The sequence below is a fragment of the Mycobacterium sp. 012931 genome, assembly GCF_000419295.1.
GTDB lineage: Bacteria > Actinomycetota > Actinomycetes > Mycobacteriales > Mycobacteriaceae > Mycobacterium > Mycobacterium marinum.
In genome coordinates, this window is the sequence record NZ_AOPX01000001.1 from 3,537,232 (window position 1) to 3,558,580 (window position 21,349).

Annotated in this window: 17 protein-coding genes and 6 pseudogenes; 16 read left to right on the plus strand and 7 right to left on the minus strand. The window is 64.3% G+C overall.

Annotation, left to right across the window (positions count from 1 at the left end; genetic code table 11):
• Nucleotides 1–5 precede the first annotated feature (5 nt).
• Both MMSP_RS15635 and MMSP_RS29590 read right to left on the minus strand, forming a co-directional pair.
• Nucleotides 6–1,977 (minus strand): annotated as a pseudogene (locus tag MMSP_RS15635) (flavin-containing monooxygenase).
• Between the two features lie 164 nt (nt 1,978–2,141).
• A pseudogene (locus MMSP_RS29590) lies at nt 2,142–4,389 on the minus strand (PE family protein).
• 264 nt (nt 4,390–4,653) lie between these two features.
• Between MMSP_RS29590 and MMSP_RS15650 the strand changes: the two are divergent.
• Complete coding sequence (locus MMSP_RS15650) at nt 4,654–5,115, plus strand: hypothetical protein (RefSeq protein ID WP_020787419.1); 462 nt, start codon at nt 4,654–4,656, stop codon at nt 5,113–5,115.
• 149 nt (nt 5,116–5,264) lie between these two features.
• Nucleotides 5,265–6,392 carry a nitronate monooxygenase gene (locus tag MMSP_RS15655; protein ID WP_020725315.1) on the plus strand — a complete coding sequence of 376 codons (1,128 nt, stop codon included), beginning with the start codon at nt 5,265–5,267 and terminating at the stop codon, nt 6,390–6,392.
• 50 nt (nt 6,393–6,442) lie between these two features.
• On the opposite strand, the gene MMSP_RS15660 is transcribed toward MMSP_RS15655, so the two are convergent.
• From MMSP_RS15660 to MMSP_RS15670, 3 genes and pseudogenes are all read right to left on the minus strand, one after another.
• Complete coding sequence (locus MMSP_RS15660; protein WP_011739344.1) at nt 6,443–6,661, minus strand: hypothetical protein; 219 nt, start codon at nt 6,659–6,661, stop codon at nt 6,443–6,445.
• Nucleotides 6,662–6,734: 73 nt separating this feature from the next.
• A complete protein-coding gene (locus tag MMSP_RS15665) occupies nt 6,735–7,058 on the minus strand; it encodes a hypothetical protein (protein ID WP_036426576.1) in 324 nt (107 codons plus the stop codon).
• A 17-nt stretch (nt 7,059–7,075) separates the two neighbouring features.
• Nucleotides 7,076–7,481 (minus strand): annotated as a pseudogene (locus MMSP_RS15670) (hypothetical protein).
• Between the two features lie 453 nt (nt 7,482–7,934).
• Between MMSP_RS15670 and MMSP_RS15675 the strand changes: the two are divergent.
• The 4 genes and pseudogenes from MMSP_RS15675 to MMSP_RS15690 all read left to right on the plus strand — a co-directional run bounded on the left by MMSP_RS15675 (nt 7,935) and on the right by MMSP_RS15690 (nt 11,772).
• Entirely contained in the window at nt 7,935–9,221 is a 1,287-nt protein-coding gene (locus MMSP_RS15675; RefSeq protein ID WP_020787422.1) for a cytochrome P450, read from the plus strand.
• Between the two features lie 24 nt (nt 9,222–9,245).
• Nucleotides 9,246–10,259, plus strand: coding sequence for an alcohol dehydrogenase catalytic domain-containing protein (locus MMSP_RS15680; RefSeq protein WP_020787423.1), 1,014 nt, complete (start codon nt 9,246–9,248; stop codon nt 10,257–10,259).
• A 29-nt stretch (nt 10,260–10,288) separates the two neighbouring features.
• Nucleotides 10,289–10,840, plus strand: a complete 552-nt coding sequence (locus tag MMSP_RS15685; RefSeq protein WP_051153690.1) for a YceI family protein — start codon at nt 10,289–10,291, stop codon at nt 10,838–10,840.
• 204 nt (nt 10,841–11,044) lie between these two features.
• A pseudogene (locus tag MMSP_RS15690) lies at nt 11,045–11,772 on the plus strand (DUF4389 domain-containing protein).
• Here the strand turns inward: MMSP_RS15690 and MMSP_RS15695 are convergent.
• The gene (locus tag MMSP_RS15695; protein ID WP_015355546.1) at nt 11,736–12,878 is read right to left on the minus strand and encodes a hypothetical protein; all 1,143 of its coding nucleotides are present in this window, start codon (nt 12,876–12,878) and stop codon (nt 11,736–11,738) included. The pseudogene MMSP_RS15690 and the gene MMSP_RS15695 overlap by 37 nt on opposite strands.
• 701 nt (nt 12,879–13,579) lie before the next feature.
• On the opposite strand from MMSP_RS15695, the gene ag85B reads away from it, so the two are divergent.
• Entirely contained in the window at nt 13,580–14,557 is a 978-nt protein-coding gene (ag85B, locus tag MMSP_RS15700; RefSeq protein WP_036426578.1) for a diacylglycerol acyltransferase/mycolyltransferase Ag85B, read from the plus strand.
• An 83-nt stretch (nt 14,558–14,640) separates the two neighbouring features.
• Here the strand turns inward: ag85B and MMSP_RS15705 are convergent, their stop codons facing one another.
• A complete protein-coding gene (locus MMSP_RS15705) occupies nt 14,641–15,129 on the minus strand; it encodes a hypothetical protein (protein WP_020787427.1) in 489 nt (162 codons plus the stop codon).
• A 76-nt stretch (nt 15,130–15,205) separates the two neighbouring features.
• Here MMSP_RS15705 and MMSP_RS15710 point away from each other — a divergent pair, with 76 nt between their 5' ends.
• The 9 genes and pseudogenes from MMSP_RS15710 (at nt 15,206) to MMSP_RS15750 (ending at nt 21,334) form a co-directional block, all read left to right on the plus strand.
• The gene (locus MMSP_RS15710) at nt 15,206–15,436 is read left to right on the plus strand and encodes a hypothetical protein (protein ID WP_235065766.1); all 231 of its coding nucleotides are present in this window, start codon (nt 15,206–15,208) and stop codon (nt 15,434–15,436) included.
• Nucleotides 15,437–15,515: 79 nt separating this feature from the next.
• A pseudogene (locus MMSP_RS15715) lies at nt 15,516–16,362 on the plus strand (alpha/beta fold hydrolase).
• 16 nt (nt 16,363–16,378) lie between these two features.
• The gene (locus MMSP_RS15720) at nt 16,379–16,987 is read left to right on the plus strand and encodes a chorismate mutase (protein WP_011740846.1); all 609 of its coding nucleotides are present in this window, start codon (nt 16,379–16,381) and stop codon (nt 16,985–16,987) included.
• A gap of 118 nt (nt 16,988–17,105) precedes the next feature.
• Nucleotides 17,106–17,519 (plus strand): transglycosylase family protein, encoded by a 414-nt coding sequence (locus MMSP_RS15725; protein ID WP_020787430.1) that lies wholly within the window; start codon nt 17,106–17,108, stop codon nt 17,517–17,519.
• 55 nt (nt 17,520–17,574) lie between these two features.
• Nucleotides 17,575–18,033 (plus strand): SRPBCC family protein, encoded by a 459-nt coding sequence (locus MMSP_RS15730; RefSeq protein ID WP_015355538.1) that lies wholly within the window; start codon nt 17,575–17,577, stop codon nt 18,031–18,033.
• A 14-nt stretch (nt 18,034–18,047) separates the two neighbouring features.
• Nucleotides 18,048–18,881, plus strand: coding sequence for an SDR family oxidoreductase (locus MMSP_RS15735; protein ID WP_020787431.1), 834 nt, complete (start codon nt 18,048–18,050; stop codon nt 18,879–18,881).
• Between the two features lie 41 nt (nt 18,882–18,922).
• Nucleotides 18,923–19,345: a lipoprotein LpqH gene (locus tag MMSP_RS15740; RefSeq protein WP_015355536.1), complete on the plus strand. Its 423-nt coding sequence runs from the start codon at nt 18,923–18,925 to the stop codon at nt 19,343–19,345.
• 110 nt (nt 19,346–19,455) lie between these two features.
• Nucleotides 19,456–20,772 (plus strand): annotated as a pseudogene (locus MMSP_RS15745) (cytochrome P450).
• Between the two features lie 118 nt (nt 20,773–20,890).
• Entirely contained in the window at nt 20,891–21,334 is a 444-nt protein-coding gene (locus tag MMSP_RS15750) for a nuclear transport factor 2 family protein (RefSeq protein ID WP_036427328.1), read from the plus strand.
• Nucleotides 21,335–21,349: the final 15 nt, after the last annotated feature.

Consider the following 21,349-nt stretch of genomic DNA (forward strand, 5'->3'; position numbering starts at 1 on the left):
CGTGCTCACTTTCTTTGTCGGAGAACGAACTTAGACCAATCGGGCTGACGTACCGCGGCCCAATACTCGTTGAGCCGCCACGGGCTGACCGTATGAATTTCCCCGTCGGCGTTCTTGAAGTAGGAATGCTTGACGGCCGGGTGCGACCACACCATCTTCTTGATCTCGGCTTGCGTCCGCTCGTGCCAGCCCGCGGCCGCTTCGTCAGTCGGTTCCAGTGAACCAATGCTATCGGCCACCAAGCGTTCCAGGCACAGGTTGATATAGCGCATTTGAAGTTCCGATTGAAAGATCAGGCTGCCGCCGTGAGCGAGATGCGTGCCGGGCCCGTAGATGAGAAAGAGATTGGGAAATCCCGGAACCGTGATCCCCAGGTAGGCGTAGGGCCGTCTCCCCCACACGCGGTGCAGGTCGATTCCATTGCGGCCGATGACCTGCAGCGGCCACAGCACATCGGTGTGCCGAAAGCCGGTAGCGTAGACAATCACGTCAACGCTGTGCGTCACGCCGTCTTCGGTAACGATGCCGGTGGGTGTGATGCGTCGAATCGGAGTGCGCACCAAGTCCACGTTGTCGCGCTGCAGCGTGGCCAGCCAGCTACCGTTGTCCTGCAGGGTCCGCTTGCCGGTAGCCGGATAGTCGGGCAGCACCTTGCTCAATAGCGCGTCGCCGTCGGCGACTTGGCTGCTGATCCACTGGCTGAACATCATCCGCGCCGCGGCGTTGATATCGCTGACCGCATAGTCCTGGTCGGCGTAGTTCGGATCGGTACGGGCGGCGTCGAGGCCCTTGTCGGCTCCCGGCCAGAGCAGCAGGAATCGGTACCACCTGCCGTAGAACGGCAGGTGGCGCATCGCCCAGCGCACGCCGTCTCCGACTTCGTCGTGATACATGGTGTTGGGAAACATCCATTGGGCCGTGCGCTGAAACACGGACAGCTGCGCCACATCCTCGGCGATCGCCGGTGCGATCTGGAAACCGCTGGCGCCGGCGCCGACCAGGGCGACCCGCTTACCGGTCAGGTCCACCGACCGGTCCCAGGCTGCGGAGTGAAACGATGGCCCGGCAAAGGTGTCGGCACCGTCGAATTCCGGGACATAGGGACGGTTCAGCTGACCCACGGCGGTGATGAGCGCCCGCGCGGAGAGGGTGCGCGTGGTGCCGTCGGCCGACCGCAGCCGAACGGTCCAGACTCCGTCGTCATCGTTCCACTCGGCCCCCAGGGCTTCGGTATTCCACTGGATATGCCGACCCAGATCGTGCGTGTCGATCGCCTTTGCGAAATAGTCCTGCAGCTCCCACTGTTCGGCGAAGAAATGCGTCCAATCGTTGTTGGGTTCAAAGCTGTAGCAGTAGAAATGGTTGGCTACATCAACACGCGCGCCGGGATAGCGGTTTTCCCAGGGCTCCGGCGTTGTTGATTGGCCCCTGGCGGTTTTCCCACCACGTTCCGCCCGGTCCGGCGTTCTTCTCCACAATCGTGAACGCAATGTTGGCTTGCTCGAGGCGAATTCCGGCCAGGATCCCCGATTCGCCGCAGCCGATCACGATGACCGGCAACTCCGCCGCGCTCTCCGAAGGCAGGGCTACTGGCCGGCGTGGGTCCAGCCCCTCGAGGTCCATCTCTTCAGCGAGCAGAGGCAAGTAGTCATCGGGGACGTGCTCGCACGCGGCCCAGTCCAGCATTTCCCGGATGAGCTCACCGCTCAGGGGCTTGGGCTCGGGGCAGCCCTGGTCGCGATACTCGCTGATCACCGCCAGAGCCTCAGTGCGTGCTCGGGCCTTGTCGTCCTCCGACATGAATCCCTGCACTTCGTTGAGAAATAGACCCATGGGCTTGAAGTCACGGATGAAACGGGCATCGCCGGTGATGTGCACCAGGGAGAGCAACAGCGTCGGGATGCTTACGTCCTCGAGCGCGGCGGCGATCTCTGCTGTGGTCGTGGCGAACGGCAGGCCGGCGTAACGACTTCGCATTTCGGCCTTTCTCTCGGCGGACCGCAATTACGCTACTCGACGTGTCGTAATTAGCAGCACAACGCTACCGTTGCTTGCGGTACCTGAGCAAGAGTCGCCATTTCTTGCGCACCGAGGCGCGTCATCCAGATGGTGGCAACCGCTATCAATAAGCGGCAGGCATCTCAGTCTCCGTCGGACCCATCGTGGCCGGCCAGAGATCCACCTGTGCCGCCGGCGCCACCGGTTCCGCCGGAATCCCCCCGGCCGCCGTCGCCGCCGTCGCCGATCAACTGGGCGTTGCCGCCGCTGCCGCCGTTGCTGGGGAAGACACCGGTGGGGCTGACCCCGGCGCTGCCGCCGGCGCCGCCATTGCCGATCAGCGCTGACATTCCGCCATTGCCGCCGTCGCCGGCAGGATGAACACCCGCGGTGGAACCACCGGACCCACCTGCTCCGCCGTTGCCGAGCAGCCAGGCCCCGGTCCCGCCATTGCCGCCGTCACTTCCTAGGGCAGTGCTAAAGCCGTCCGCCCCGGTGCCGCCGGCTCCGCCGTTGCCGATCAGCCCCACCGCATTGCCACCGTTGCCGCCACCGCCCGCACCGAGGATGAACCCGCTGCTGACAATGTTGGCGCCGCCGTCGCCACCGTTGCCGATGGCTGTCCCCCCCGAACCACCATCGCCGGCGAAGCTGTTGTAGATCGCCCAGCCACCATTGCCGCCGTTGCCGACCAGCCCGGCGTTACCGCCGTCGCCGGCGGTGCTTTGAAAGCCGGCGGACCCGCCGTCGCCGCCATCGCCGAACAGCGATCCCCCGGCGCCGCCATGGCCGCCTATGCCGTTCTGCCGAAGAACACCCGCGGAGTCGCCGTCGCCGCCGTTGCCGATCAGGCCAGCGTCACCGCCGGCTCCGGCAGCGGCTCCGCCCCAGGAGGTGCCACCATCGCCGCCGTTGCCGTACCACTGGCCGCCAGCGCCCCCGGCGCCGCCAACCCCGCTGACCGCGCCGAAGGCTTGGTTGTAACCCCCGGTTCCACCGGTACCGCCGTTGCCGAACAATCCAATCGCGGCGCCGCCCGAATCCCCGATGCCGATGCCGAGCCCGCCGATCCCACCATGGCCGCCATTGCCGATCAGCCACCCGCCAGCACCGCCCGCGCCGCCGGACATTCCGGTGGTACCGGGCCCGCCGATCCCGCCATTGCCACCGTTGCCAATCAGCCCCGCGGCGCCACCGGCGCCCCCGGCCTGACCGGATAGACCGTTGCCCCCGTTGCCATACAACAGCCCGCCGTCCTGACCGGATTCACCCGGCGCTCCGTCGGCGCCGTCCCCGATCAATGGGCGACCCAGCAGCGTCTCGGTAGGAGCATTGACCACGTCAAGCGGATTGCCGATCAACCCGCCCGCACCAGCCGCGCCGGCGGACCCGCCCGAGTCGCCCAGGCCGCCGCTGCCGCCGTTGCCGCCGATCCCGCCCGTTACGCCAGAGAGGCCGGCCGCGCCGGCACCGCCGGCGCCGCCGTTGCCGATCAGCCCGACAGCGTTGCCGCCGTCACCTCCCGGGCCAGCGCCGGGAGTAAAGCCAATCGTTGCCCCGCTGGCGCCACCATCGCCGCCGTTTCCGATCACGGTCCCCCCGGAGCCGCCGTCACCGCCAGTGCCGACGAACCAACCGCCGCTACCGCCGGCGCCAGCAGTCCCCCCGCTCAGGACACCCAGGCTGCCCTCGTAGCCGCCGCCTCCGCCGTTGCCGATCAGCCGAGCATCACCCCCGGCCCCGCCGTTCGCGCCGCCCCACGGGGCACCGCCCCCGGCCCCGCCGTTGCCGAACAACAGCCCGCCCGCCGGTGCCGCCGTTTCCGAACAGCCACCCACCGGACCCGCCGGCCCCGCCAGCCAAACCGGTGGTCCCAGGCCCGCCGATACCACCGCTACCGCCGTTACCGATCAACCCCGCGGCCCCGCCAGCGCCGCCGGCCTGGCCCACTCCGCCGTTGCCCCCGTTGCCGCCGTTTCCGTACAGGAGTCCGCCGTCGCCGCCGGATTGCCCGGGCGCCCCGCCAGCGCCGTCGCCGATCAGCGGGCGTCCGAACAGTGCCTGGGCAGGCGCATTCAGCACGTCGAGCGCCGCCTGCAGGGGCGAAGCATTTACGGCCTCGGCGCCGGCATAAGCCCCCGCGCCGGCGGTCATTGCCTGCACAAACTGCAGGTGAAACGCGCTGGCTTGCTCACTCAACGCCTGATAGGCCTGCGCGTGCGCACCAAAGAATGCCGCGATTGCAGCCGATACCTCATCAGCGCCGGCGGCCAGGACCTCGATCGTCGGGGCCGCCGCCGCCGCATTGGCTGTGCTGAGCGCAGAACCGATGCCGGCCAAGTCCGACGCCGCCGCTGCCACGTATTCAGGGGAGGCCACCACAAACGACATCACGTTCTCCTCGCACCGATTGCCTTCGACCAGACCGGAAGCGGTGGAGCGCGGTGCGCCCTGCAGCCAACTCCGAAACTGACAATACCATATAGGACGGTATGTCCAGTTGTCCTGCCGACACTAATAATTGGATGACTGCGGGGTGGGTCGGCGGTGATCGCGATGAGTTCTAGCGCGCACCCGACGGCCCGCGTAGCCTGCACATTGGGATGCGCGACAGATCGATGATGGGCGGCATTGTGTGCCTGGCGGGTAACTATCGTGGCGACGGTACTCACCGCTTGTAGCGGCTTTCTGCTCGCGATCTTGTGGATGGACCTGATATTCGACAGTCAGGTTGTGTTCCGGCGAAATTCCCCCGATCGACTTCCCGAGTCGGTGCTGGAATCGATCTCGAGCTATTACTGGCGCGCGACCACCACATCGCGGCCGATGGGGCATCTGATTGCTCTGGTGATGTTGATCCTGTTGGGCACCTTAGGATTTCGTGCGGCTCTGGGGCACGACGCCGGCTGGCTGCTGGTGCTATCGGCGGCGCTTGCCGGTGGCCCGATCGTCTTGGCGCTCACCCGTACCTTGCCCAACGCGGTTCGGCTCGGAAGGCGATCGGGCCCGCCGTCCGCGCAGGCACGTGTTGCACGGTCGATCCTGCGGGATCACCTGTTTTGCTTTGGCTGCATGTTGGCGTTCCTCATTCTGTGGGTGGTCAACGACATGTCGTAGCCGAATCGGGTCGGGTCATCGGTGCTCAGCGCCGGTTTGCCGGCCCGAATCCGGCCTGAACCTGGGCCGCTGGTCAGGCCGCCGGTGGGCGTACTAAACTAGAACACGTTCCAATTCCGTCATCGTCCGTTAGTTTCCGGGGAGCAGGCATGCACACCGCCATATGCGACGAACTTGGCATTGAGTTTCCAATCTTCGCGTTCACGCACTGCCGCGATGTTGTCGTCGCGGTCAGCAAGGCCGGGGGCTTCGGCGTCCTGGGGGCGGTTGGATTTACCCCCGAACAGCTAGAGATCGAGCTCAACTGGATCGACGAGCACATCGGCGATCACCCCTACGGCGTTGACATCGTCATCCCCAACAAGTACGAGGGCATGGACTCGCACCTGTCGGCGGAGGAACTGGCCAACACGTTGCGGTCAATGGTTCCGCAACAGCATCTGGACTTTGCCCGCAAGATCCTCGCTGATCACGGTGTCCCAATTGAGGACGCCGACGAGGACAGTCTGCAGTTGCTCGGCTGGACCGAGGCGACGGCCACTCCCCAGGTGGAAGTGGCACTCAAGCACTCGAAGGTGACGATGATCGCCAATGCGCTCGGCACCCCTCCGGCGGAGATGATCGCGCATATTCATGAGCGAGGCCGCAAGGTTGCCGCCTTGTGCGGCTCGCCCTCGCAGGCCCGCAAGCACGCGAACGCGGGCGTCGACATCATCATCGCCCAGGGTGGCGAGGCCGGCGGGCACTGCGGTGAGGTGGGCTCGATTGTCTTGTGGCCGCAAGTCGTCAAGGAAGTGGCACCGGTCCCCGTCCTGGCTGCCGGCGGTATCGGCAGTGGCCAGCAGATCGCCGCGGCCCTTGCGCTGGGATGCCAAGGGGCATGGACGGGTTCGCAGTGGCTGATGGTCGAGGAGGCCTCCAACACCCCAGTGCAACAAGCGGCATACGCCAAGGCATCCAGCCGCGACACGGTCCGTAGCCGCTCGTTCACCGGAAAACCGGCCCGGATGCTGCGCAACGATTGGACCGAGGCGTGGGAGCAAGCGGACAACCCGAAGCCGCTAGGCATGCCACTGCAGTACATGGTCTCCGGCATGGCGGTGCGGGCCACCAACAAGTACCCGAACGAAACCGTGGACGTCGCGTTCAATCCGGTTGGTCAGGTGGTCGGACAGTTCACCAAGGTCGAGAAGGCTGCCACCGTCATCGAGAGATGGGTGCAGGAATATCTCGAGGCAACCAACAGGCTCGACGAACTCAACGCCGCCGCCGTCTGACGGCAGTCGCGCGGCCCGCCGAGCCTGGTGTCGGTAACTGCCAGCCGGGACTAGTCCAGGTCGTCGTCCTTGCCGATGAGCACCTCTTTGACCTTGTCGACCGCGTGGGTCGCGATGTCGATCGAGTTCTGCACAATGCCGCTGGCTCCCCCGGAGACGTCGCCGCGGATGATGTCACTGGCGTTCTCGACAATGTCGGAGGCCTTCTCGACGGCATTGGTCGCGATGTCCCTGGCCGCGTTGACTGCATCTTTGGGATTGATGGCCATCGGAGGCTCCTTTTCGTTGGTGGATGCTTGATACGACTGTAGTCCCGGCGAATTCGCCTCGAACATGCCAGAGTCAGTAGTCGACCAGGGTGCGCCAGTATTGTTCCGGGATCTCGTCACCGGACCGCAACACCCGGGCCAGCCCAACCGCCATCGCTATTCCAAGCAGACCCAGCCACAGCCCGGCGAGCCCGATGATCCACCACAGGACCGCGGTAGCCGCCGGCCACGGGGACAACAAAACCAGGGAACGCCGGAGCCCTGACAACAAAACCAACACTGGCGCGAAAAAGAATCCGGCCCCGATGTACCACGCCGAGCCCGCCCGATCCGACGCGAGGACAAACCGTAACCACCGCGGGATCGGCGATTCGGCTTGCTGCGCCTCGGGCGTCATCGGATCAGGTCACTGGATCACTCGGGGGGAAAGAAGCCCGCTCCGGTAAACCATCCGGCCTGCCATCCCTGGGCACCCCGACAGAGCATCGGCAAGCCGTCTTCGGTCTGGGCGGCGGAATTCGGACCCGGGCACGACGCTCCGGTCTGCTGGACCCCGTACAGAGGATAGGAGATTACCCAGTAGCCGGTGGTGGCGGCCGGGAACTGGTTGGGCGGCGGGAAATGGCACGCCTCGGCTTGGCCGCTGGTGCCGCGTCCGAAGATAAAGCGTTCGTAGTTGTCGCAGGGCGCACCCAATGAGGCGTCGTAGTTCATCCCTGGCACGTCACCCTCGTAATGCGGCTGGTCGGCCATGGCGACAGGTGCTACACCGATCGCGGCACCCGATGATTGCCGCGGCGGCGAGCAGTTCCCGAATCATCTTCCACCCCTTCGTGGCACCGGCAAGCTTTCCCAAAGCATAACGATTGTGGCCTGGCCCACAAGATTGGATAGCAAAGCCGACGGTGTGGGACAAGGCGGCGACCATCCGCCGTCACCGGCGGCGAGGCCGGGGGCTCGGGTGGCCTGCCAGACGGATTTGACCAGTGCCTTCGGTGTACTGCGGCGCCGATATCCGCCGTGTCGGGCCGGTCGGCGCTGGCCGCGGTGGGCAAGCGCGCTCGTCGCCGTGGGGGGTTCGCGCGGTGTCTCTTCGACGCCGGTCGGGACTCGTGAACTCGTTTCGGTCTCGGACGTGTCAGGAAATCCTGGCGGCTGAACGCGTTGCAATTTCTCTTCGCGGATCTGGTCGGAGTTCTTCCCAACCGCGGTGGAGCAATGGATTATGGGCAATAGACGACGACTAACAGAATTCGCATCGAGGAGTGGCCTTATGCCAGCTGCCGAGCCAACCGCCACGTCGGTCCCCAATCTGCCTCCCGGATTCGATTTCACCGACCCCGACATCTACGCGGAGCGGTTACCGGAAGCCGAACTCGCCGAGATGCGTCGATCCGCGCCCATCTGGTGGAACGAACAGCCGACGGGCTGCGGTGGGTTCGACGACGGCGGTTTTTGGGTGGTGACAAAGCACAAGGACGTCAAGGAGATCTCGCTGCGCAGCGATGTCTTTTCCAGCCTGCAAAAGACCGCGCTCCCCCGCTATAAAGACGGCACGGTTGATGAGCAGATCGAACGCGGCAAGTTCGTGCTGCTCAATATGGACGCACCGCAACACACCCGGCTGCGCAAGATCGTCTCGCGCGCATTCACCCCAAGGGCGGTCGAGCGGCTGCGCGACGACCTCAGAGAGCGCGCTCGGCGCATCGTCGAGGCAGCCGCGGCCGAGGGGCGGGGGGACTTTGTGGAGCAGGTGTCTTGCGAACTGCCGCTGCAAGCCATCGCTGGCTTGATGGGCGTACCGCAGGAAGACCGCAAGAAGCTTTTTCACTGGTCCAACGAGATGGTCGGAGACCAAGATCCAGAGTTCGCTACCAACGATGCTCTGACCGCTTCCGTCGAACTCATCATGTACGGCATGCAGATGGCGGCCGACCGGGCGAAGAATCCGGGCCAGGATCTGGTCACCAAGCTGGTCGAGGCCGACATTGACGGCCACAAGCTCTCCGACGACGAGTTCGGCTTCTTCGTCATCCTGCTGGCGGTGGCCGGCAACGAAACCACCCGCAACTCCATCACCCAGGGCATGATGGCCTTCACCGACTTCCCCGATCAGTGGGAGCTGTACAAACGGGAGCGTCCTGTCACCACCGCCGACGAGATCGTGCGCTGGGCGACTCCGGTGACCTCGTTCCAGCGCACCGCCCTGGAAGACTATGAACTGTCGGGGGTGCGGATCAAAAAGGGCCAGCGGGTGGTGATGTTCTACCGCTCCGCCAATTTCGATGAAGACGTATTCGATGACCCGTATACGTTTAACATCCTGCGCGACCCCAACCCACACGTGGGTTTTGGCGGTACCGGCGCGCACTATTGCATCGGGGCTAATCTGGCCCGGATGACGATCGACCTGATGTTCAATACGATCGCCGATGTGATGCCGGATCTGGAATCGATCAGCCGGCCAGAGCGGCTACGGTCGGGCTGGCTGAATGGAATCAAACACTGGCAGGTCGACTACCACAGCGATTCATCCGGGAAATGTCCTGTCGCGCACTGACAAACGAATAGTAGAGGCGAGCTGATGGCAACCCACAAAGCTGTCCAAATTGGTGTGGCGGGCGGGCCCCTACAGCTGGTTGATGTCGATACTGCTCCGCCGGCTGATGGCGAGGTGCGTATATCAGTTTCTGCGTGTGGTATTTGCGGCACCGACCGGGCATTTGTGCACGGGGCCTTTCCAGGCCTGGGCTGGCCGCTGACGCCTGGACACGAGATCGCCGGAAGAATAGCCGAAATCGGGAATGGGGTTGAGGATTTCGCAGTTGGCGACCGCGTCGCTGTCGGTTGGTTCGGCGGAAACTGTAACCACTGCGATCCCTGCCGCAAGGGAATGTTCATCCACTGCTCCAAGATGAAGGTTCCAGGCTGGCAGTATCCCGGTGGCTATGCGGAATCGGTGACGGTGCCGGCCACCGCGCTGGCTCGCATTCCGGCAGAGCTCTCCGACGCCGAGGCGGCTCCAATGGGTTGCGCCGGCGTCACGACGTACAACGCGTTGCGTCACACCCGGGCACGGCCGGGCGATCGGGTGGCGGTGCTCGGTGTCGGAGGTCTGGGCCATCTGGGGCTACAGTTCTGTCGTGCCATGGGTTTTGAGACTGTGGCGATCGCTCGCGGTAGTGCCAAGGCCGAGGATGCACGCCAGCTGGGAGCCCACCATTACATCGATTCCACCACGGGTCACGTAGCGGAAGGATTGCGACGGATCGGCGGTGCCGCGGTCGTGTTGGCGACCGCTGGCAATTCGGCAGCTATGGCTGAAACGGTGGGCGGACTTCTTCCCCGCGGCGAGCTGGTCGTCATCGGCGTGACGGCTGATCCGCTACCGATCAGCCCGGTCCAGCTGATCAACCCCGGCCTCAGCGTCACGGGTCACCCATCCGGTACCGCTAAAGACGTGGAGGACACCATGCATTTCGCGGTCTTGTCCGGTGTGCGGGCCTGGATCGAAGAGCGACCGCTCGCGCAGGCCGCCGATGGCTATGAGGCGATGGAGCAAGGCCGGACGCGCTATCGCACGGTCCTGGCCATGTAAGGGCCAGGCCAAGCGAATACAGTCGTGTTGTGAGCGAGGCTGTGTGGACCCTGGACGCTTCCGACGGCGAGCTACTCATCGGCACTGGTGTCGCGGGACGGGCAGCGAAAATGGGCCATCGACTGACCATTGCGATGACCCGCTGGCAAGCGACGGTGAATTGGGTAGCTGACGAGCCCAGCGCCGCAGAGCTCATTGTCGAGGTGGATTCGCTAGAGGTGCTACGCGGCGAGGGCGGAGTCAAGGGGCTTTCCGGGCCGGAGAAGGTCCTGGTGCGGTCCAATGCACTGAAATCGTTGCGCGCCGATCGGTTTCCGCGCATCGAATTCTCCGCCGATGCCATCGAGAAGACCGCGGATGGTTACCGGCTCAGTGGGGCATTGCATATTCACGGAACGTCGCATCAGCACGTAATCGACTTGCACACAGATGATCTGGGCGATTCATGGCGCATGTCCACCGAAACGGTGGTTCGCCAGTCCGACTACGGTGTCAAGCCTTACTCACTGCTGATGGGATCGCTGCAGGTTGCCGATGAGGTGACGATCTCATTCAGCGCCGTGCGGGCCAAGAATGGTTGATGAACGGTTTGCCGGCCGCCGATAAACCGCTGGAAGACAATGTGTTACCGCTCCGGTGGCCGCCGTACGGCCGCCCGCGCTGAAAGGCTTCTGGTGCTTGGTGGCTTGCTCGGCAGTAGCCTTCGTGGTGCAGGGAACGCCGGAGCCCTGCTTCGTGGTGTGCAAGAGCGTGATGACCAGTACGTGTAGTCGAAGGAGCCGTCGATGACGCAACCAACTGCCTATCTGGTCCGGGTAAGGGGGGATATCGATCCCGCATTGTCACGTTGGCAATGGCTGATCAAGTGGATCTTGGCGATTCCGCACTACATCGTCCTGGTTTTCCTGTATCTGGGCGCCTTCGTGGCCACCGTGATTGCCTTTTTCGCGATCCTGCTCACCGGCAGATATCCACGGCCGCTGTTTGATTTCAACGTCGGCGTCATGCGGTGGCGGTGGCGGGTCGCGTTTTACGCGCTGACGGTGTTGGGCACCGACCGCTATCCGCCATTCAGTCTGCGGGAGAACCCGCAGTACCCTGCCGATCTGGACGTTGAGTATCCGCAGCGCCTACATCGCGGTCTGGTGTTGATCAAGTGGTGGCTGCTGGCCATTCCCCACTACCTGATATTGGCCGCCTTCTTTTCCGGCGGCTGGCGCGTGGTCATGCTTGGCCGGCATGAATTAGGCGGTGTAATGCTGCCGTCGCTGGTGGTGATTGTGGTGGTTAGCGCCGCGATAGCGCTGTTGTTCACCGGGCGCTACCCCGATGGCTTGTACAACCTGTTGATCGGGGTCAACCGTTGGAGCCTGCGGGTGCACGCCTATGCCGGGTTGATGCGCGACGAGTACCCGCCGTTTCGGCTCGACATGGGTCCACGCGAGCCCTTCGAGTGAGCCTGACCAAGGTGGCGGACTACTCAGGTGGGCGAGAGCCCTCTTCTTCGCCGTAGCTGCCGGGGATGTGCGTAAGCACTCGGGTCAACATCGGTGATCCATCCGCGGGCTCGGACTGCGGTGCCTCCCCGCCAGGTTGTTCGACCGGCGCGGCGTCGGTGATCTGCTCACCGGCGGTAAGACGAATGGGCTCCTGCCCCGCACCGGGGGCCGGTGCCTGATGAGGAGCGGACGGCTCTGGTTGCGCGGGCATCGGCACAACGGGGGCGACCGCTTCTACGATCTCAGGCGTTGGCTTGTGTCCCGCGTGACCGGTGGCTGTGTGATGCCTTTCCGGGGTGAGCTGCAGACCGATCGCCAGTGATAGCGACCCAACGAAGGTCACCGCGGCGGCCGCCAGGGTGGTTGCCGCTCCGGCGTAGTGCAGCGACCGCTTGGGTGCCGGGGCGGGTTCGCTGACGTCTGCGATCAGCCGGGCGTCGGTGAAATCGGTGCTCTGGGCGGCCGCCAGCGCTGCGCCGCGCGCAATTGTCACCTGGGCCATCGTCTGTGCGAAAACCGGCACTGGCAGAGCCTTTTCGAGCTGCCAAGAGAATTCTTCAACGTCGGTGTCCGAACCGACGACCACGACGGCGGCGGGGCGCCACGCACCGCGGTCGAACATTCCGGTCAGCCAGGAATTCAGGCCGTCGAATCCGCCTCGAACGTGCTTGACGGCGGTTTGAGTCTTCCCGTCTTGGGTATCAACCATCACAACGGTTGCCCAGTCGTGCTCGAGGATGCAGACCGCGGTCTGGTCATAGCCGATAACCGGTGCGATCGCTTCGGCCAGCGTCTCCACCGCGTCAAGCAGCCGAACCGGCACAACGTTGTCGAAACCCGCGTCGGTGAGTGCCTCGAGCAGCAGCGCGGCCTGCGCGGATGCCTCGTCGCTCCAGGTCACGCCGATCATGCGCAGGCGATGGCCCGCACCGCTGGCAACCTCTTTCGCGTGCCAAACCTCATCGGCGACCTGCTCGGCGGTGTGCACGATGCGCATGCCGCGAGAACCGTGCAACTGCGACTCGTGGTGATCGAGGATGGCGCCATCGGCACCGTGTCCTTCAGCGAGGACCCACCCGACGGTGGTCGGCGTTACTGATAGCCCAAGTATTGTATCCAAAACTTCGCACCTCAATCGTTTCCGGAGCCCGACGCCCTCAGCCACCGCCAGCGCGCACCAAGGGGCCCTGGTGTGCTGGTGTGGGCAGCGCCGGAAATGACCAGAATAGTGTGGTCTCCATCGGCTTGTCTTGACAGAGAGTACGCGGTCGATGCAAATTCGGCCGCCTCGGTAGGCAAACCCGCAGGTGACTCACAAGAAGTGGGCATTGCCGCTGGCGTCGGCTACGGCGCCAACGGAGCGCGGAATGCGTGGATTGCTCCCGCTGGCCGCCTCCCCGATATTCCGGCCGACTTTTCCGCCGCTTCGTCATTTGATTCGTCTGATTCGTCAATTGAATCCGCAAGCGCTTTCTCCCCATACCGACCGATGCGACCCCATGCGGCACGCGGGCGCCGCCTGATTGGTTGCATATCGCCCCGCTCGCGGAGCGCCACCGCGCGCGGGCGATCGGGTGCCGACTAGCCGCCAACTGTCCTGGTCACAGCTGCATCACGGCTGCTGGGGCTGGTTTATCAGGGCCGGCGGGAGGTTATTACCGAGAAGTCGGGATCGTGGCGGCTCGCGTAGCACAGGTGCTGTGTCCGTGGCGGTGGCCGATATCCAAATGAAATGAGTTCGCGTCCCGATCGACATTTTCCGTACTCACGCGGTAAGTTCTGCCGGGAGCACACGACTACACACGTACAAGGGGCACAGGTATGACAGACGTGAGCGGGAAAATCCGAACCTGGGGACGGCGGCTGCTAATCGGCGCGGCTGCTGCGATAACCCTTCCTGGCCTGGTCGGACTCGCCGGCGGCGCGCCGGCTGCGAAAGCTTTTTCGCGTCCGGGCTTGCCCGTCGAGTACCTGCAGGTGCCATCCGCGGCGATGGGGCGCAGCATCAAGGTCCAGTTCCAAAGCGGCGGGGACAACTCGCCTGCGGTCTACCTGCTCGATGGCCTGCGCGCCCAAGACGACTACAACGGCTGGGACATCAACACCCCGGCGTTCGAGTGGTACTACCAGTCAGGCCTGTCCGTCATCATGCCGGTAGGCGGCCAGTCCAGCTTCTATGCGAACTGGTACCAGCCCGCCTGCGGTAAGTCCGGCTGCTCGACCTACAAGTGGGAGACGTTCCTAACCAGCGAACTCCCCGAATGGCTGTCGGCCAATCGCAGCGTCAAGCCCACCGGTAGCGCCGCGATCGGCATCTCGATGTCCGGCTCTTCGGCGATGATCTTGGCGGTGTACCACCCCCAGCAGTTCGTGTACGCCGGTTCGCTGTCGGCGCTGCTGGATCCGTCCCAAGGGATGGGACCGTCCTTGATCGGCTTGGCAATGGGTGACGCCGGAGGCTACAAGGCCGGCGACATGTGGGGGCCGTCCAGCGATCCCGCCTGGCAGCGCAACGACCCGACGATCCAGATCCCTGCCTTGGTCTCCAACAACACCCGCCTGTGGGTTCACTGCGGCAACGGCACCCCCTCCGAACTGGGCGGCGCGAACCTGCCCGCCGAGTTCCTGGAGAACTTCGTGCGCAGCAGCAACCTGAAGTTCCAGGACGCCTACAACGCGGCCGGTGGCCACAACGCGGTGTTCAACTTCAACGACAACGGAACGCACAGCTGGGAGTACTGGGGCGCACAGCTCAACGCTATGAAGGGCGACTTGCAGGCCAGCCTCGGCGCCGCCTGATCGCCAATCAGATCGAAACTGCTGGGCTTGACGGCCCCGGTTTTCCGGGCCCGTCGAGCCCAGCGGTCGTTTCTGGCGTTGTCCTACCGGAGCGGGCCGAACTGGTCGCTGATATCGGTCCATCCCATCGTGTCGCGGCGGTGATCTGTGGTGTTGCGGCACGGACCGTAGAGCCGTAGGACTCCCATGGTGGGGTCATCGCGGTGCCGATACAGAACGGCTGTCGTGTCGTCCCTGGTCAAGGTCCTGCCGAACACGTGCTCAGCGGGTGGTCGTCCCTCGGTCCATCCGTGCTGGACCAGCCTGCCCGCCACCGCGCGAAAGTAGGTATCTGCGTGGGCGTCGACGGGCAAGGTGAAGGTCAGATAGATCGCGCCCTGATAGGGCGGATCCTCGCGGTTCTTGCAGGACATCAAGAGGTAACCCGCGGCGATCGGCCGTAGCCCGGCGACGGCGACGAGTCCTCTGGCCGATTCAACGACGTGGGCTTCGGTCGCAGCGTCGGAAAGTGGGATGCCGGGATGGTCGATGGCGCCGGCAGACGACGACTTACGGCTGTCCACCAGCAGCACGGCTGCGCCGAGGAGTAAGCAGGTAGCCAGGGTTGCCAGACACCCGGAGTTACACACGTTGATTCAAGAGGTCGTGTTGACCGATGACCGTAGGGAAGTCGCCGGCATGCTCGCCGCCAAGTATGGCAACCTGCTAACCGCCAACGAAATCCTGCAATCCCCAACGCTTCTCATCGGTACAGTTGAGCAGATAGCGCGGCAGCTGCGCGCGAATCGGGAACGATACGGCTTCACTCACTACACCATCCCCCAGCCCCATGTGGCGGCCTTCGCCCCGGTCATCACCGTGCTTGGTGACCTGAACTAGCGCCACCATTGACTTTCATGCGGGCTGCACGTAATTTACGTACTGGCAGCACGTAAGTATCCGCGAAGGGGTGGCACCGATGGCACAGGTCACGCTGAGTCAGGCGACAATCGCCTACCGAGTGCTCGGACCCGAAAACTCCCCACATCCCCCGGGTGCTATTCGTCCACGGCATTCTCGTCGATGAGCGCCTGTGGTCCGCCGTAGCCGAAGGGCTTGCCGCGATGGGGTTTCGGTGCATCCTGCCCACCTGGCCGCTGGGTTCCCACACGATCCCGGCTAACGAAGGCGCTGACCTCTCCCCCGCCGGGATCGCGGAGATGATTCACGAGTTCATGGTCGCCCTTGATCTCGCCGACGTGACCTTGGTGGGCAACGACACCGGTGGCGGCCTGTGTCAGCTGGCGATCGATGCCCACCCGGATCTGGTCGGTCGGTTGGTGCTCACCAACTGCGATGCCTTCGAGACTTTTCCACCGTTTCCGTTTCCTGCCGTATTCACGCTGCTTCGGGGGCCAAGATCGATCAAGACGCTGTTTGCGGCGATGGGGTTGCGGCCGTTGCGGCACTCCCCGCTCGGGTTCGGCCTGCTGTTGAACAAGCCAGACGCCGCGCTGACGGCGTCGTGGTTGCAGCCCTGCCGCACAGACGCTCGCATCTGCGATGACCTGGCCACGCTGCTTCGACATGTCGCCGCCACCGATCTGACCGAGGTGTCGACGCGGTTTGCCCAGTTCACCAAGCCGGTGACGCTGGTCTGGGGCATGGGAGACCGGTGCTTCAAGCCGACGCTGGCTCGCCGCATGGCCCAGCTCTTCCCGGACGCGTCGATCATCGAGGTACCGGGTTCGAAAACCTTTGTCGCTCTCAATGAGCCGGCGGCGGTGATCAACGCGATCAGCACTGTTGGCGCACACCACGGCTGACATGCTGTGATGAGGCGTGGTTTTTCCAGCGCGCCGATCGACTCGGCATCGGTTGGGTGTCGGGCTCGGCGGGGCGGCCGCCCTGCTTGCGGTGGCGCTGGGCGCGCCCGGGCAGGTGCGGGCCGACAGTGCCAGCCCGCTGATCACCTTGGTCGACGCGGCGGCGCAGCGGTTGGCCGTGGCAGACCCGGTGGCGGCCTTCAAGTGGCATGCTCGCGTGGCCATTGAGGACCCGGACCGCGTCCAGCAACAACTCGCCAAGCTGGGCGATGCGGCCCGCGCCGCACAGGTCGACCCCAACTACGTCACCCGGTTGTTTGGCGACCAGATCAGCGCGACCGAGGCGATCGAGTACAGCCGCTTCGCGGACTGGAAGTTCGGCTCGGCCGACGTCCCCGCGGCACCCCCCGACCTGTCCGCATCGCGCGCCGAGATCGATGCGCTAAACGATAAGATTTTATCTCAGATAACACTTAATCGCAGTTTGCTGGAGTCGGCGTCCTGCGCGGCCCAACTCGACCTCGCGAGGGCGGACACGATACGGGCTCGTCAGCTGGACAGCCTCTATCAACGTGCTCTGTTGACCGCAACGAGGTCGTACTGCCCGGCCGGGGGCCAAGCCTGAGGTAGCGGCCCGCGGGCGGTTTGCCTCCCTACTCGGTGAATTTCGGTGCGATAGATTTCCAATCTCACAAGATTCTCTAATCGGTAACGCTTTGACTACGTCCGCCGAAAAGTCGGACATGACACACATCGCGAAACCCCTCACCAAGTCCGCGCTCGCCGGTGGATTCGTCGTTGCGTCGATGTCACTGTCCACCGGTGTCGCACAGGCCGATCTGATGAACTGGGAAGCCGTCGCGCAGTGCGAGTCTGGCGGAAACTGGTCGGCCAATACCGGCAACGGCGCCTACGGCGGTCTGCAGTTCAAGCAAGCCACCTGGGAGGAATACGGTGGGGTGGGAAACCCCGCAAGTGCCTCTAAGCGGCAACAAATCGCAATCGCCAACCGGGTTCTGGCAGGACAGGGACCGGCCGCCTGGCCCAAATGTTCGTCCGCCGGTGGATTGCCGCCGGTGCCCGTGGTGTTGCCCAAACCGGTACGTCAGCTCGAGCAGACGGTGACTCAGATCATCTCGATATTCACGCCCCGTTAGGGGAATATCGCTGGTTCGGTTCCATGTGTTACAGCGAGCGTGTTTGGATCGTGTCATGGAGGGTTCAGCGACAGTTCACATGGCAGCCCCGGCGGACAAGATCTGGGATTTGATCGCCGACATCCGCAATACCGGACGATTCTCGCCGGAAACCTTCGAGGCCGAATGGCTCGACGGCGCGACCGGCCCTGCGCTGGGTGCCAGGTTCCGGGGGCATGTTCGGCGTAACGAGATCGGACCGGTTTACTGGACGGTTTGCGAGGTGACGGCCTGCGAGCCAAGTCGCGAGTTCGGGTTTGCTGTGATGATGGGCGACAGACCGGTCAACAACTGGCACTATCGCCTGGCGCCCTCGGGGGGCGGGACCGATGTGACCGAGTCATTTCGGCTCGCGGAGTCTCCGCTGAGCACCGTGTACTACTGGATGTTCGGTGGCTGGCTGCGCAAGCGCCGCAACATTCGGGACATGACCAAGACGCTGAACCGGATCAAAGACGTGGTCGAGGCGGCCTAGGTCGGCGGCGCTCCATGAAATCGGTATTCATCACCGGCGCCGGCAGCGGAATGGGCCGCGAGGGGGCGAAGCTGTTTCACGCCAAAGGCTGGCGGGTCGCCGCGGTGGACCGCGACGGCGCCGGCCTTGACGCGCTGGGCGCCGAACTTGGCACCGAGCGGCTGTGGACCCGCGTTGTTGACGTGACCGACCGGGATGCGTTGGATCGCGCCCTGGCCGATTTCTGCGCCGGTACCAGCCACGGCGGACTCGACATGATGTGGAACAACGCCGGCATCGGCGAAGGCGGATGGTTCGAGGACGTACCCTACGACGCCGCGATGCGCGTCGTCGACGTGAACTTCAAGGCGGTGCTGACCGGGGCTTACGGCGCCCTCCCCTATCTGAGAAAGGCGCCGGGAAGTCTGATGTTTTCCACATCGTCGTCGTCGGCCACCTACGGCATGCCACGGCTGGCGGTCTATTCGGCAACCAAGCACGCCGTCAAGGGACTCACCGAAGCGTTGAGCGCCGAATGGTGGCGCCATGGTGTGCGAGTTGCCGACGTGCTGCCCGGGTTGATCGACACCGCGATTCTCACCTCAACTCGGCAGCACTCCGACGCCTCCGCCCCGACCCTGTCCAGCGAGCAGATCCGCGCCGCCGCGCCCAAGAAGGGGATGTTTCGTCTACTGCCGGCATCCAGCGTCGCCGAGGCGGCCTGGCACGCCTACCAGCACCCGACGCGGCTGCATTGGTACGTGCCGCCAAGCATTCGCTGGATCGATCGGCTCAAGGGCGTCAGTCCGGAATTCGTTCGTAGCCGCATTCTCAAATCCCTACCCACGTTTGGAACAGGACAGCAGTAGAGTCTCGGGCACAGCGCTGGTGTCCACAATGGAGGTGGCTCGTGCAGATTCGGTTGGTCACTGTCACAGGGCTTGCAATGAGCGTGGTCGCTGCCGTCTCCGGGTGCGGGAGCGCGATGACGGTGCCCCGCCAAGCCGCGCACGTGACCATCGACGGCTCCACCCACACGGCACGCCCCGCCGCGTGCAGTCAGGAGCAGTCCTACCGGACCATCGACATCGGCGACCGGGACGGCCATGTCCAGGCGGTGGTGCTGATCAGCGGCGAGCGAGTGATTCCGCAGTGGGTGAAGATCCGCAATGTTGACGGGTTCAACGGCAGCTATTGGCAAGGCGGGGTGGGAGAGGCTCAGGTGGACTTTTCCCACGGGACATACACGATCACCGGCAGCGCCTACGGCATCGGCAGCGACAACCCGAACAAGGTGGTGACAACCGACTTCAAGATCGTCGCCGAGTGCTGACCCGTTGGGCTCTGCCTCGGGGCGCGAGCCTCGATTAGCCCTGCGTCGGCGACCTCGACGAGCTTAGTCTGGTCACAAGCGCAATGGCGAAGTCGATCGATGGAGGCGCGGTGAAGGACAAACTGCACTGGTTCGCGATGCACGGGGTAATCCGGGGCATGGCCAATATCGGTCTTCGACGAGGTGAATTGGAGGCTCGGCTGATCGCCGACCCGGCAGTTGCGGCCAACCCGGGACCGTTCCATGACGAGTTGCGCCGCCACGGGCGTATGGTGCGGACCCGCGTCAACTACCTCACCGTTGACTATCAGCTCGCGCACGATGTGCTGCGCTCCGACGACTTCCACACCATCTCGTTCGGTGAGAACCTGCCGGGACCACTGCGCTGGCTGGAGCGCCGCACCCGCGACGAGCAGCTGCATCCGCTGCGGCCGCCGTCGCTGTTGGCCGTTGAGCCGCCCGATCACACCCGATACCGCAAGACGGTGTCGGCGGTTTTCACCTCCCGAGCGGTTGCCGCGCTACGCGATCGGGTCGAGCAGACGGCGAACAGTCTGTTGGATCAACTCGCGCAGCGGCCCGGTGTTGTCGACGTGGTGGGCCAGTACTGTTCCCAGCTCCCGATCATGGTGATCAGCGAAATCCTCGGTGTTCCAGAACAAGACCGCGGCCGAGTGCTGGAATACGGCGAATTGGCAGCGCCTAGCCTGGATATCGGGGTCCCCTACCGGCAGTACCGGCGCATACAGCAGGACATAACGGGATTCAACTCGTGGCTGACGGCACACCTCGAGCAGTTGCGTCGAAACCCCGGCGACGACCTGATGAGTCAATTGATCCGGGTCGCTGAAAGTGGTGATGCTGGGACATATCTCGATGAATCCGAACTGCGCGCGATTGCTGGGCTGGTGTTGGTTGCGGGCTTCGAGACCACAGTCAACCTGTTGGGCAACGGAATTCGGATGCTGCTGGATGCCCCCGAGCAACTGGAGACACTGCGTCAGCGTCCGGAACTATGGCCGAACGCGGTCGAAGAGATCCTGCGGCTGGATTCACCAGTCCAGCTCACCGCCCGGGTGGCCCGCACCGATGTCGAGATAGCGAGCTGGCCAATAAATCGCGGCGAAATGGTGGTGGCCTAGCTGGCCGGAGCCAACCGCGACCCGGCGGTATTCCCGAACCCGCACCGTTTCGACGTCGAACGCGCTAATGCCGGAAGGCATCTCGCATTCTCCACGGGTCGTCATTTCTGTCTTGGTGCGGCTCTGGCCCGGGCCGAGGGAGAGGTTGGGTTGCGGACGTTCTTCGAGCGCTTCCCCGACGTTCGGGCCGCCGGCGCGGGAAGTCGCCGCGACACCCGCGTGTTGCGGGGCTGGTCGACGTTGCCGGTCACGCTCGGACCGGCCCGCGCGCTGGCCGCCTCCTAGCGGACCGCGAGGGCGTGTCCGCCGGTCGCGTTGAGGGCGCCAATTGGCATCGGCGCAGCGTGGTGGTTGACAGCCCAAGAGGGACCAAGTGTTATTGGCCGTTATGGCAGAACTTTCTTTGATTTCGGTTGGCGATACGGTGCGTGGGATGTGGCACGCGCTGTCTCGGAGGGACTGGGATGGCGTCAAGACGTTTTTGTCGCCGGACTGCCTGTATGTGGACATGCCGGTTCCCGCGCTGTCGGCGCGCGGTCCGGACGACATCGTCACGCGGCTGAAGCTCGGGTTGGAACCCCTGGCCGGCTACGTGAACCACGACGGACTGCTGCTGTCCAGCGGTTCCGATGTCATGTATGAGCACTCCGAGACCTGGACGTTCGCGACCGGTGAGCAGGGGCTGCTGAGGTTCGTTACCGTCCATCAAGTCGTCGACGGGAAAATCACCGTGTGGAAAGACTATTGGGACTTCAACAGCCTGGTGGCCTTTGCGCCGCCGCAGCATTTTGAGAACCTTGGCTCGGCAGATCAGGGCTGGATATTCGACGCGAGCAGCCTGGTCTAGCAACCGGTTGATGTC